Genomic DNA, 13,971 nt, shown 5'->3' with positions numbered 1-13,971 from the left:
GGGTCACCGCTCGTTGTCGATAAGCGCGAAGATCTCCTCGTCGGAGGCCGAGTCGATCCGGCCGGCCACGTCGTCCGCGTCGCCGTTGGCGCGCGTGGGATCGGCGGCGGTGAAACGGTTGAGGCCGTTCTGCAGGATCGCGACGACCTTGTTCCTGATCGCGTCTCCGGCGGCGGCCGTGATCATCGATTCGACCCGTTCCAGCACGCCGCGCAGCATCTCCTCGGGCGAGTGCGTGGCGGGCGCGAGGCTCTTGAACAGGTAGTCGGTCAGCGCGTTCACGGTCGGGTGGTCGAAGACCAGCGTGGCCGGGAGCAGCAGGCCGGTCTCGGCGTTGAGCCGGTTGCGGAGCTCGACCGCGGTGAGCGAGTCGAAGCCGAGTTCGCTGAAGGCCCGGTCGACGCCGACGTTGCTGGCGTTGCCGTGCGACAGCACCGCCGCGACGTGGGCCCGGACGGTGTCGGTGAGCAGGCGCAGCGCGTCGGGCTGGGACAACCCGGCCAGCCGCTCCCCGAGCCCGCCCGACGGGCTCGGTCCGGCCGCCGGCCCTCCGGCGGCGACCCGGCGCGGGAGGCGGACCAGGCCGTGCGCCATCGGGGGCAGGTCGCCCGCCTCGGCCCTGGCCCGCAGGCCGGCGGTGTCCCATCTGGCCGCCACGACGAGCGGTTCGGGGCTGCCGAGCGCGGCGTCCAGGAGGTCGAGGCCCTGCTCGACGGTGAGCGGGGCGATGCCGGCGCGGGCCAGCCGGGCCGTGTCGGCCTCGGTCAGCGTGCCGGACATGCCCGATTCGGTCTCCCAGAGCCCCCAGGCGATCGACACGCCGGGCAGGGCCGCCTTGCGGCGGTGCGCGGCGAGGGCGTCCAGGAAGGCGTTGGCGGCGGCGTAGTTGCCCTGCCCGGGGTTGCCGAGCACGCCGGCCAGCGAGGAGAAGAGCACGAAGGCCGACAGCGGCAGGTCGCGGGTGAGCTCGTGCAGGTGCCAGGCGGCGTCGGCCTTGGGCGCGAGCACGGTGTCGAGCCGGGCGGGGGTGAGCCCTTCGACGGTGGCGTCGTCGAGCACGCCCGCCGTGTGCACGACTGCGGTGAGCGGCCGGTCGGGCGGCACGAGCGCGAGCGCGGCGGCCAGCGCGCCGGGGTCGGCCACGTCGCACGCGGCGACCGTCACCCGGGCGCCGTAACCGCCCAGGTGGGAGACGAGCAGCCCGGCGCCGGGCGCGTCCAGACCGCGCCGGGAGACCAGCAGCAGGTCCCGCACGCCGTGCCGTTCCACCAGCCGCCGGGCGACCAGGCTGCCGAGGCCGCCGGTGCCGCCGGTGACCAGCACCGTGCCCTCGCCGATCCCGGTCGAGGGCCCGGCGGTCCGGCGGGCCAGCCGGGGGGCCAGCAGCACGCCGTCACGGGCGGTCAGCTGCGACTCGCCCGCCTCCACGGCGGCGGCCACCGAACCCCAGGCGGTGAAGTCGGGCCCGGCCTCCAGCAGGACGAACCTGCCGGGGTGCTCCGACTGCGCCGACCGCACCAGGCCCAGCACGGCGGCGCCGGCCAGGTCGTCGGCGCGGGTGCGGAACACCAGGCGCGAACCGGCGAAGCGGTCGCCGGACACCCAGGTCTGGATGAGGTCGAGCGCCTGCGCGCACACCCGGCGCACGGCGGCGGGCACGTCCCCGTCGTCGGCGGTCAGGGTGGTCACCACGAACTCGGGCACCGGCTCCAGCGACGGCAGGTGCTCGGGGTCGAGGAACGCGAACCCGGAACCGTTGCCGGCCGGTCCGCTCACCTCCACCCAGTCGACCCCGTGCGGCGCGGGGCCGGTCGAGGCGGCCAGCGCCGAGGCCGGGACCGGCCGGGCCCGGAGGGAGTCCATCGCGAACACCGGCTGCCCCCGGCCGTCGGCCGCCTCGACGGAGCACCCGTCGGCGTCGATGGAGGCGAGCCTGACCCGCAGGCGGCGGGCCCCCGCGGCCAGCAGCCGCACCCCGCGGAACTCGAACGGCAGGCGGAGTTCGGCGGCGGCGGCCGGGTCGGCCAGCAGCATGGGGTGGAACATCGCGTCCAGGAGCGCGGGGTGGACGCCGTACCCGGCGACGTCCTGGTCGTCGTCGAGGGCGACCTCGGCGAGCAGGTCCTCGCCGTGCCGCCAGAGGGCCCGGACGGCCTGGAAGGCGGGGCCGTACTCGTAGCCGAGGTCGGCCAGCCGCTCGTAGCCGCCGTCGACGGGGATCGGGACGGCGCCGGCGGGCGGCCACTCGGCGGCCCAGGCGGCCGTCACCGGGGTGGGCGCGGCGCTGACGAGGCCGGAGACGTGCCGGGTCCAGACGGCGTCGGGCTCCCCGGCGGGCCGGGAGTAGACCCGGATCGGGCGGGGGCCGTCGGCGTGCTGGAGCACGACCTGCACGTCGACCGCGCCGCGCGAGGGCAGCACCAGCGGGGCCTCGAACATGATCTCTTCGATCTCGTCGCAGCCGATCCGGCCGCCCACGTCCAGCACCAGGTCGACCAGCGCGGCGCCGGGCAGCACGGCCGAGCCGAGCATCACGTGCTCGCCCAGCCAGGGCGCCGACGAGGCGGCGAGCCGTCCGGTGAGGATCGTGGTGCCGTCGTCGGCGAGGTCGACGGCCGCGCCCAGCAGGGGGTGGCCGGCGTCGCGCAGCCCGGCCGACGTGACGTCGCCGGTGCGCAGGAGCGAGCTGAGCCAGAACCGCTCGCGGTCGAAGGCGTAGGTGGGCAGCTCGACGTGCGCGCCGCCGCCCGACAGCGCCGCCCAGTCGACCGGGACCCCGGCGACGGCCATGCGGGCGAGGCAGTCGACGAGCGCGTCGGGCTCGGGGCGCTGACGGCGGTGCAGCGAGGCGATCACCGCGCCGGGGCCGGTGACGCAGTCGTGCGCCATCCCGGCCAGCACCGCCTCGGGCCCGACCTCCAGGAAGGCGCGTACGCCCGCCGCCTCCAGCTGCGCGATCAACGGCTGGAACAGGACCGCCTGCCGGATCTGGTCGAGCCAGTACGACGGCTGCGTCCAGCTCGCGTCGGGGCCCAGGTTGGTGGCGGCCGGGAACTGCGGCTCGGTGAACAGCACGGTGCGCAGTTCGGCCTCGAACGCGGCGAGCATCGGCTCCATCAGCGCGGAATGGAAGGCGTGGCTGACCGGCAGCCGGCGGGTGCGGCGGCCGAGTTCGCGCCAGCGCGCCCCCACCGCGAGCGTCGCCTCCTCGGGACCCGAGACGACGACGGAGGCGGGCCCGTTGACGGCCGCGACGCCGACCTGGCCGGTCAGCCCGGGGCGCACCTCCTCGACGCTCGCCTCGATGGCGACCATCGCGCCGGGCACGTCCAGGGCCTGCATGAGCCGCCCCCGGGCGGCGATCAGCCGGGCCGCGTCGGCGAGCGACCAGACGCCGGACACGTGCGCGGCGGCGAACTCGCCGACGGAGTGGCCGGCCACGAAGTCGGGGGTGACGCCGAGCGATTCAAGCAGCCGGTAGGCGGCCACCTCGTAGGCGAACAGCGCGGGCTGGGTGTAGCGGGTCTTGTTCAGCAGCGCCGCGTCGGGCGTGCCGGGTTCGGCCCACATCACCTGGAGCAGCGGCCGGTCGAGGTAGCGGTCGAGGGCGGCGCAGACCTCGTCGAGCGCGGCGGCGAAGACGGGTGAGGCGGCGGCCAGCTCGCGGCCCATGCCGGCCCGCTGGCCGCCCTGCCCGGTGAACAGGAACGCCAGCCGGGGGCGGTCGGGCGCGGTGCCGGTGATCTGCTCGTTCTGGAGGTGCCCGCCGAGGCGGGCCAGCAGGGCCTCCCTGTCGTGGCCGACGACGACGGCCCGGTGCTCGAACCTGGCCCGCCGGGTGGCGAGGGCGTGCGCGACGTCGGCGGGGGTGATCGTCGGGTCGGCGCTGACGAGCCGGTGCAGGCGGGCGGCCTGTTCGCGCAGCGACGTGGCGGTGCGGGCGCTGAGCAGCCAGGCGTGCGGGGCGCCGACGACCGCGGGGGCCTGGACCTGCGGCTCCGGCTGCTCGGGCGCCTCTTCGACGATGACGTGCGCGTTCGTGCCGCCGATGCCGAAGGAGGAGACGCCGGCCCGGCGCGGGCGGCCCTCGCGGAACCAGCGGCGGGCGCTGTTGAGGAGCTGGACGTTCTCGGTGATCTCGGGGGTGGCGTTCTCCGCGTGCAGCGTGCGGGGCAGCACGCCGTGCCGCATCGCCAGCACCATCTTGATCATGCCGGCCACCCCGGCGGCGGCCTGGGAGTGGCCGATGTTCGACTTCACCGAGCCCAGCCAGAGCGGGGCGTCCTTCGACCGGCCCTGCCCGTACGTCGCCAGCAGCGCCCCCGCCTCGATCGGGTCGCCGAGCCGGGTGCCGGTGCCGTGCGCCTCGACGGCGTCGATGTCGCGGGCGTCCAGCCGGGAGTCGGCGAGCGCCTGCTCGACGACCTTCTCCTGGGCGGGGCCGTTCGGTGCGGTGAGCCCGTTGCTGGCGCCGTCCTGGTTGACGGCCGAGCCGCGGATGACGGCCAGCACGCGGCGGCCGTTGCGGCGGGCGTCCGAGAGCCGCTCCAGCAGCAGGATGCCGGCGCCCTCGGCCCAGGCGACGCCGTCGGCGTCGGCGGAGAACGACTTGCACCGCCCGTCGGGCGCGAGGGCGCGCTGGCGGGAGAACTCGACGAAGGAGTCGGGGGTGGCCATCACGGTGACGCCGCCCGCCAGGGCCATCGTGCACTCGCCGCGCCGCAGCGCCTGGACCGCGAGGTGGATGGCGACCAGCGAGGAGGAGCAGGCCGTGTCGACCGAGATCGACGGGCCCTCCAGCCCGAAGGTGTAGGACACCCGCCCCGGCAGCACGCTCGGCGCGCTCGACACCAGCAGCGTGCCCTCGACGCCCTCGGGGACCGCGCCGTCGGTGAACCGCGAGGAGTAGTCGCTGTACATGTTGCCGACGTAGACGCCGGTGAGGCTGCCGCGCAGGGTGGCCGGGTCGATGCCGGCCCGCTCGAACGCCTCCCAGGAGGTCTCCAGCACGAGCCGGTGCTGCGGGTCGGTGGCCAGCGCGGTGCGCGGGCTCATCCCGAAGAACGCGGTGTCGAAGTCGCCGGCGTCGTAGAGGAAGCCGCCGTGCCGGGAGTAGGTCTTGCCCATCGCCTCCGGGTCGGGGTCGTAGATGCCCTCGACGTCCCAGCCTCGGTCGGCGGGCATCTCGCCGACGGCGTCGCCGCCCGCGGCGACCAGGTCCCACAACTCCTCCGGGCTGGTGACCCCGCCCGGGTAGCGGCAGGCCATGCCGACGATCGCGATGGGTTCGTGCCGGCGGTCGTCGCTGTCGCTGAGCCGTTGCCGGGTCTCCGCCAACTCGACGATCGCGCGCTTGAGATATTCGCGCAGCTTGTCCTCAGTCGCCATGTTCGGACCTTTCCGGTGAGGACCTCAGGGGTGACGCCTTGGCCCGGTCGTCGAGCAGGGCGAAGATCTCCTCGTCCGAGGCGGAGCTGAGTCGCTCCGCCGCGTCCGAGGTGCCGCTCGGCCGTGCTCGGAGCCTGGTGGTCGGGGCGGCCCCGAAGGTTTCCAGGCCGCTCTGCAGAATCGCGACGAGCTTTTCGCGGAGGGAGTCGCCGTCGCCGTTGGCGGCGGCGACCATGAACGCGACCTGTTCCAGCGCGGCGCGCAGCGTGTCCTCGGCGGAGGGCCCGGCGGGGGCCAGGGTGTGGAACAGGTGGTCGGCGAGGGCCTCGACGGTGGGATGGTCGAAGATCAGCGTCGGCGAGAGCCGCAACCCGGTGTCGGTGGTGAGCCGGTTGCGCAGCTCGACGGCGGTGAGGGAGTCGAAGCCGAGTTCGCTGAAGGAGCGGTCGACGCCGACGCTGCCCGCGCCGCCGTGCGCCAGGACCGCGGCGACGTGCGCGCGGACGACGTCGATCAGGCGGGCCCGCGCGTCGCCGGGGGTGAGGTGGGCCAGGCTCTCGGCCAGGCCGGCCCGTCCGGTCGCCTGCTCGGCGGCCTTGGCCGCGGTCCGGCCCGGGGCGCGGACCAGCCCGCGCAGCGGCGGGGGCAGTTCGCCGGCCGCCGCCTTGGCGCGGAGCCCGGCGCGGTCCCAGGTCGCGGCCACCAGGAGGGGCTCCTGGGCGGTGAGGGCCGCGTCGAAGAGCTCCAGCCCCTGCTCGGCGCTCATCGGGGCGATGCCGGCGCGGACCAGGCGGGCCGTGTCGGCCTCCGACAACGTGCCGGACATGCCCGTTCCGGTGTCCCAGAGGCCCCAGGCGATCGAGACCGCCGGCAGGTTGAGGGAGTGGCGGTGCGCGGCGAGCGCGTCGAGGAAGGCGTTCGCGGCGGCGTAGTTGCCCTGGCCGGGGTTGCCGAGCACGGCCGCCACCGAGGAGAACAGCACGAAGGCGGTCGCGTCGGGGACGAGCTCGTGCAGGTGCCAGGCGGCGTCGGCCTTCGGCGCGAAGACGGTGTCCAGGCGGCCGGCCGACATGCCCTCGACGGTGACGTCGTCCAGGACCGCGGCGGCGTGCACGACGGCGGTGACCCGGTGGCCGGCGAGCAGCGCCTTCAGCCGGGTCCGGTCGGACACGTCGCAGGCGGCGATGGTGACGTTCGCGCCCCCGGCCTCCAGCTCGGCGCGCAGCTCGGCCGCGCCGGGCGCGTCGGGGCCGCGCCGGGAGACCAGCAGCAGATCGTGGACGCCGTGCCGGTCGACCAGCCGCCGGGCGATCAGCGGGCCCAGCCCGCCGGTCCCGCCGGTGACGAGCACGGTGCCGTCGCCCAGGCCGGACCCGGGCGCCGCGGCGACGGTCCGGCGGGCCAGGCGGGGAACCAGGACCGCGCCGTCCTCCGTCACGAGCTGCGTCTCGCCCGCCCCGACGGCGGCGGCGGCCGAACCCCAGGCGGTAAAGCCCTCTTCGACGTCGAGCAGGACGAACCGTCCCGGGTGCTCCGACTGCGCGGAGCGCACCAGCCCCCAGAGCGCGCCGCCCGCCGGGGAACTCCGTGCCCCCCGGGTGACGAACACCAGCCGCGACCCGGAGAACCGGTCGTCGCCGACCCACGCCTGGATGAGGTTGAGCGCCTCGTTCAGGCCGTCGTGCGCGCCGTACGGCAGGTCGTCGTCGTCCGTCGAGACGGGCGCCAGCACGGTGGGCGGCACGCCGCTGACGGACATCTCCGCGACGGACACCAGGTCGTAGCTGCGGGGGGCCGCCACCCCGGCCTCCTCCAGCGCCGCGCCGATCTCGTCGGCGAAGGCGTCGATCCCGACGACGGCCCAGCGCTGGTCGCCCAGCTCGGCGGCCGGCGTCTCCGACTCGACCCAGTCGAGGCCGTAGGTCTCGGCGGCGGGCCGGGTCGCGCCCCGGGCCACCCTGCGCAGGTGCAGGGCGTCGGCTTCGGCGATCGGCAGACCGCTGGCGTCGTAGAAGGTCAGGGAGTCGCCCGACAGACGCGCCCGGAGCGAGTCGGCGCCCCGGGCGGACACCCGGACCCCGGTCCAGGAGAAGGGCAGCAGCAGCGTGCCGGGGTCGCGGGCCTCGTCGGCGGCCTCCAGCACCAGGAGGTGGAGGGCGGCGTCCAGCAGCGCCGGGTGGAGGGTGAAGCCCTCCCCGCGCAGCGGCTCGGGCAGCGCGACCTCCACGAAGGTGTCCGCGCCCGACCGCCAGGCGGCGCGCAGGCCCTGGAAGGCGGGGCCGTAGTGGTAGCCGTGCTCGGCCAGGCGGGCGTAGGCGTCGGCGACGTCCACGGGCGTGCCGGGCGACCAGGGCGCGCCGGTGAGCGCCGGGGCCGACGGGGCGAGGGCGCCCGACGCGTGCCGGGTCCACGGGTTCTCGGCGTCTCCCGTCGGGCGGGCGTGGATCGTGAACCCGCGCCGCCCCTGCTCGTCGGCGCGGGCGACCGCGACCTGGACCTCGACCGACCACGCGCCCCGCAGCGGCAGCGGCGCCTCGATCGTCAGCTCCTCGACCTCCTCGCAGTCGGCCGCCTCGGCGGCGGCCAGCGCGAACTCCAGGAACGCGGTGCCGGGCAGGATCGCCTCGCCGTCGACGGCGTGGTCGCCCAGCCAGGGGGCGCCGCCGCGCGACAACCGTCCACTGAGCAGGAGGCCGTCGTCGCCGGCCAGCGCCACGACCGCGCCGAGCAGCGGATGCCCCGAGGCCCCCAGGCCCGCCGGGACGTCGCCGCCGAGCCAGTGGCGGCTGCGCTCGAACGGATAGGTGGGCAGGTCGACGTGGTGGCCCGGCCCGCCGTCGAGCGCGGCGGCCCAGTCGACGTCCGCGCCCAGGGTGTACGCGTGGGCGGCCGCCGTCAGGAACCGCGCGAGACCGCCCTGGTCGCGCCGGAGCGTGCCGGTGGCGCCGCCCGGCCGGTCGGCCGCCGCCAGGGTGTCCTGGACGTGCCCGGTCAGCGTCGGGTGCGGGCTGGCCTCGATGAAGACCGGGTGGCCGTCGAACGCCTCGACGGCCTGCTGGAACCGGACCGGGGTGCGCAGGCTGGTGAACCAGTAGTCGGCGGTGAGCTCGGCGGGGTCGATGAACACGCCGTCGCGGGCCGAGCAGAAGGCGACCTCGGTCGGGCGCGGCGTGACGTCGCCGAGCGTGGCCAGCAGTTCCTCGCGCAGCGCCGCGATGTGCGGGGTGTGCGCGGCGTAGTCGATCGCGACCGGCCGGGTCCGCACGGTCTCGCCGCACTCCGCCGCGTACTCGGCGAGCGCGTCGAGGTCGCCGGCGACGACGGTGCTGGCCGGGCCGCTGTACACGGCGGGCCACAAGCGGCCGTCCCAGCGAGTGAGGTCGATCCGGTCGGCGGGCAGCGAGACGGCGAGCATGCCGCCGGTGCCGCCGAGCTTCATCAGCGCCTTGCTGCGCAGGGCCACGACCTTGGCCGCGTCCTCCAGCGACAGCGCCCCCGCGACGTAGGCCGCGGTGATCTCGCCCTGCGAGTGCCCGACCACGGCGGTGGGGTCGACCCCGACCGACCGCCAGAGTCCGGCCAGCGAGGCCATCACGGCGAACAGCACCGGCTGGATGACGTCGGAGCCCTCCAGTTTCGGCGCGCCCTCTGCCTCCCGCAGCACGTCCGCCACCGACCAGCCGGTGTACGGCCGGAGCGCGTCGTCGCACCGGGTCAGGTGCTCCCGGAACACGGCGCTGGACGCGAGCAGCTCGACGGCCATCCCGGCCCATTGCGACCCCTGGCCGGGGAAGACGAACACCGGCTGGACCGAGCCCGGGGCGACGCCCGTGACCACGGCCGCGTGCGGCGTGCCGGCGGCGACGGCCGCCAGCCCTTCGCGGAGGTCGGCCCGGTCCTTCGCCACCACGACGGCGCGGTGCGCGAAGGCCGCCCGCCGCGCCAGCAGCGGCCCGGCCGCGACGAGATCCTCGTCGGCGGCGTCCTCGGCGAACGCGCCGAGGCGCGCCGCATGCTCCCGGAGCGCGCTCTCGGTCTTGGCCGAGAGCACCCAGACCAGCGCGGAGCCCGCGGAAGTCGTGGGTCCCGTGATGCTCGCGGAGGCCGCCGAGTCCGGCGCGACCGGTTCCTGCTCCGGCCGCTCCCGCCCCGGCAGTGCCGGCTCGGCCGGGCGTTCGAGGATGACGTGGGCGTTGGTGCCGCTGATGCCGAAGCTGGAGACGGCCGCGCGGAGCGGGCGGTCGCCGGGCAGGGCGACCGGTTCGGTGAGGAGGCGCACGTGGCCCGCCGACCAGTCGACCTGCGCAGTGGGCTCGTCGGCGTGCAGGGTGCGCGGGAGCGTGCGGTGCTCCAGGGACTTGACCATCTTGATCAGGCCGCCGACCCCGGCCGCGGCCTGGGTGTGGCCGACGTTCGACTTCAGGGAGCCGAGCCAGACCGGCCGCTCCGGGTCGCGGTCCGCGCCGTAGGCGGCGATGATCGATTCGGCTTCGATGGGGTCGCCGAGGCGGGTGCCGGTGCCGTGCGCCTCGACCGCGTCGACGTCGGCGGGCGACAACCGGGCGTCCGCGAGAGCCTGGCGGATGACCTCCCGCTGAGCCTGGCCGCTCGGCGCGGTGAGGCCGTTGCTCGCGCCGTCCTGGTTGATCGCGCCGCCGCGCAGGACGGCCAGGACCGGGTGGCCGTTGCGGACCGCGTCGGACTGCCGTTCGAGCAGCAGCATGCCCACGCCCTCGCCCCAGCCGGTGCCGTCGGCCTGGGCGGAGAACGCCTTGCAGCGGCCGTCGGCGGCCAGCCCGCCCTGCCGGCTGAACTCGACGAACAGCCCGGGGTTGGACATCACGGTCGCGCCCCCGGCCAGCGCCAGCGAGCACTCGCCGCGCCGCAGCGCCTGCATGGCCAGCACGATCGCGACCAGCGACGACGAGCACGCCGTGTCGACGGTGATCGCGGGGCCGCGCAGGCCGAGCGCGTAGGCGATCCGGCCGGAGGCGACGCTGAGGGCGGTGCCGGTCAGCAGGTGGCCGTCGGCGACGCCGGTGGGCTGGTGCAGGCGCGGCCCGTAGTCGGAGGACATCGCGCCGACGAAGACGCCGGTGGGGGTGCCTTCGAGGGTGGCCGGGTCGAGGCCGCCGCGTTCGACGGTCTCCCAGGAGACCTCCATCAGCAGCCGCTGCTGGGGGTCCATGCCGATCGCCTCGCGCGGGCTGATCCCGAAGAACCCGGCGTCGAACAGGTCGGCGCCGCTGAGGAAGCCGCCGTGCCGGGTGTCGCTGGTGGCCGACAGCGCGTCGAGGTCCCAGCCCCGGTCCTCGGGGAACTCGCCGACGGCGTCGGCCCCGGCGCGCACCAGCCGCCACAGCTCCTCGGGCGTCGTCACGCCGCCGGGGTAGCGGCAGCCCATCGCGACCACCACGATCGGGTCGCCGTCGGTCCCCGCCGCCTCGGCCGGCGCGGCCTCGGCCACGTCGCCGCTGGTCAGCGTGTACAGGTGGTCGGCCAGCCGGTCGGGCGTCGGGTGGTCGAACACGAGCCCTGCAGGCAGCCGCGTCCCGAGCGCGGTGCGCAGCCGGGCCCGCAGCTCCTCCGCGGCGACCGACTCGAAACCGAGGTCCTTGAACGTCCGGTGCGGCTCCACGCCCGAGGCGTCCTGGTGCCCGAGCACGCCCGCGGCGGTGGCGAGCACCAGCTCGCGGATCTCGCGCCGCGACAACCCGGCCGGCGCGACGGGGGCCTCGGCCGCGGTGACCGCTGCGGCGGCGGGCCGGGACAGGATCGCGGCAGAACCGAACTGGCGGCGCTGGAAGGGGTAGGTCGGCAGGTCGACCAGCCGGGCCCCGGCCTCGCCCCGCGCCGCCCAGTCGACCGGCGCGCCCCAGGTGTACGCCTCGGCCAGCGACCGCGTGAACCGCTCGGGCCCGCCCTCGCCGCGCCGCAGCGACCCGACGACCGCGACGTCGAGCTCGGCCGCCTCGGCGGTGGCCGCGACGCTCGCGCCGAGCACCGGATGCGGGCTGCACTCGACGAACAGGGCAGCGTCCAGGTCCAGCGCCGACCGGGTGGCCTGCGCGAACCTGACCGGCTGCCGCAGGTTGGAGTACCAGTACCCGGCGTCGAGCCCGGAGGTGTCCATCGGCTCGCCGGTGAGGGTGGAGACGAACCGGATCGCCGAGCGCACCGGCCTGATCGGCGCGAGCGCGGCGATCACCTCGTCGCGGATGCTCTCGACCTCGGGCGAGTGGGACGCGTAGTCGACCGGCAGCAGCTTGACCCGGTGCCCGTCGGCGGCGAGCCGCTCCCCCAGGTCGGCCAGGACCGCGCGCGGCCCGGACACGACCGCCGAGCGCGGGCCGTTGAACGCGGCCACGCCCACCTGCGGCGCCAGCGGCCGCACGGCCTCCTCGACGACGTCGAGCGGCGCGCCGACCGACATCATGGCGCCGAGGCCGGCGATGCCGGCGATGGCCCGGCTGCGGAGCGCCACCACCCGCGCCCCGTCCTCCAGGCTCAGCGCCCCCGCGACGGTGGCCGCGGCGATCTCGCCCTGCGAGTGCCCGAGGACCAGGTCGGGTTCGACGCCGTTGGCCCGCCACAACCCGGCGAGCGACACCATGACCGCCCACAACGCGGGCTGCACCACGTCGACCCGGTCGAGGCCGGGAGCGCCGGGGGCGCCGCGCAGGACGTCCAGAACCGAGTAGTCGACGAACGGCGCGAGCGCGGCGTCGCAGGAGGCGACGAGCGCGGCGAACTCCGGCGAGCCGTCGAGCAGCTCCGCGGCCATGCCCGCCCACTGCGACCCCTGGCCGGGGAAGACGAACGCCCGCTGCCCGGAGACGGCCGATCCGCTCACCAGCGACTCGCCGGGCCGCCCGGCGGCGAACGCGTCGAGCGCCTCCCTGCGGCCCTCGCCCAGGACGACCGCCCGGTGCTCGAACTGCGCCCGGGTCCGCACCAGCGAGAGCGCCACGTCGGCGGCGCCGATCGCGGGCTCGCCGTCGATCCGGTCGCGGAGGCGGGCGGCCTGCGCCCGGAGCCCCTCGGCCGACCGCGCGGAGATCACCCACGGCAACCCGGCGCCGGTGCCCTCGGCGGCCGGGGATGCGGCGCTCGCGGGGGCCTCGGCGAGGACCAGGTGGCAGTTGGTGCCGCCCATGCCGAACGAGCTGACGCCGGCGACCAGCCGCCCGCCGGGGGCGGGCCACGCGCGGGACGACCCGACCACCTGGAGGGCCAGGTCGGCGAAGGGGATGTCGGGGTTCGGGCGCTCGAAGTGGAGGCTGGCCGGGAGTTCGCGGTTCTTGAGGCTGAGCACGACCTTGAGCAGGCCGGCGATGCCCGCCGCGCCTTCGAGGTGGCCGATGTTCGTCTTGACCGAGCCGACCAGCAGCGGGTCGCCCGGGGCGCGCGATCCGGCGTGGGCGGCGCCGAGGGCGGCGGCCTCGATCGGGTCGCCCACCTTCGTGCCGGTGCCGTGCAGCTCGACGTACTGGACCTCGGCAGGGCTGACCCCGGCCGAGCGGCGGGCCAGCGTGATGACCTCCTGCTGGGCGCGGGCGCTCGGCACGGTCAGGCCGTCGCCGCCGCCGTCGTTGTTGACGGCCCCGCCGAGGATCACGCAGTGAACCGGGTCGCCGTCGGCGAGCGCCGCCGCGAGCGGCTTGAGCACGACGAGCGCGCCACCCTCGCCGCGCACGTATCCGTTCGCGCGGCTGTCGAAGGTGTGGCAGCGGCCGTCGGGCGACAACGCGCCGAAGCTGCCGATGGCGGCGGTGGTCTGGGCGAGCAGGTTCAGGTTGACGCCGCCGGCCAGGGCCAGGGCGGTCTCGCCCCGGCGCAGGCTCTCGCACGCCAGCTCCACCGCCACCAGCGACGACGACTGCCCGGTGTCGAGCGTGAGGCTCGGGCCGCGCAGTCCCAGGAAGTAGGAGACCCGGTTGGCGATCATGGCGCGGTTGGCGCCGATGTAGGTGTGCCGCCCGGGGTCGCCGAGCAGGGCGGCGTGGTCGTTGGAGATCGCGCCGATGAACACCCCGGCCGCCGCGTCGCGCAGGGCGGTGGGGGCGAGCCGGGCGTTCTCCAGCGCCTCCCAGGCCAGTTCCAGGACCAGCCGCTGCTGCGGGTCCATGGCGGCGGCCTCGTTCGGGGAGATGCGGAAGAAGGCGGCGTCGAAACGGTCCACGTCGCCGACGAATGCGCCCCGGGTGTCGGCGGGCGCGTCCGGCCACCGGCCGGCGGGCACCTCGGTCACCGCGTCGACGCCCTCGCGGAGAAGACGCCAGAAACGCTCGGGGGTGTCCGCCTGCGGAAGCCGGCAGGAAATGCCCACCACGGCGATCGGCTCGACCGACGAATCGCGCCGGGCGTCCGACTGAATCGAGTCCTGAACCATGAATGCGCCACCTCAAGCCGCTAAAATGCATCCGGGGAAAATAACGGACACGAGCGTTATTCAAATGGTCACCGCTGGAGTTACTGCGACCCTACGGGCGGCTCCCCGCGCCGGGCCACGATCGTGTGCTGGCACCTTGTTGCCAGTAGCTAGCTGCCAACGTCGTCCAGGGGAAACAGCCTTGACACGAC

General features: G+C 75.8%; 2 protein-coding genes. Both read right to left on the bottom strand.

From position 1 onward, the window contains the following. Positions 1 to 3: 3 nt before the first annotated feature. Positions 4 to 5,388 (bottom strand): type I polyketide synthase, encoded by a 5,385-nt coding sequence (locus AW274_RS16685; RefSeq protein ID WP_062432668.1) that lies wholly within the window; start codon positions 5,386 to 5,388, stop codon positions 4 to 6. Then, positions 5,378 to 13,780 (bottom strand): SDR family NAD(P)-dependent oxidoreductase, encoded by an 8,403-nt coding sequence (locus AW274_RS16680; RefSeq protein WP_062432666.1) that lies wholly within the window; start codon positions 13,778 to 13,780, stop codon positions 5,378 to 5,380. Before AW274_RS16680 ends, AW274_RS16685 begins: the two co-directional genes overlap by 11 nt. Between the last annotated feature and the right edge of the window lie 191 nt (positions 13,781 to 13,971).

Source organism: Herbidospora daliensis (assembly GCF_001570585.1).
Lineage (GTDB): Bacteria > Actinomycetota > Actinomycetes > Streptosporangiales > Streptosporangiaceae > Herbidospora > Herbidospora daliensis.
The sequence above is the reverse complement of the archived record's forward strand: the minus strand, read 5'-3'. Positions and strand labels throughout refer to the sequence as shown.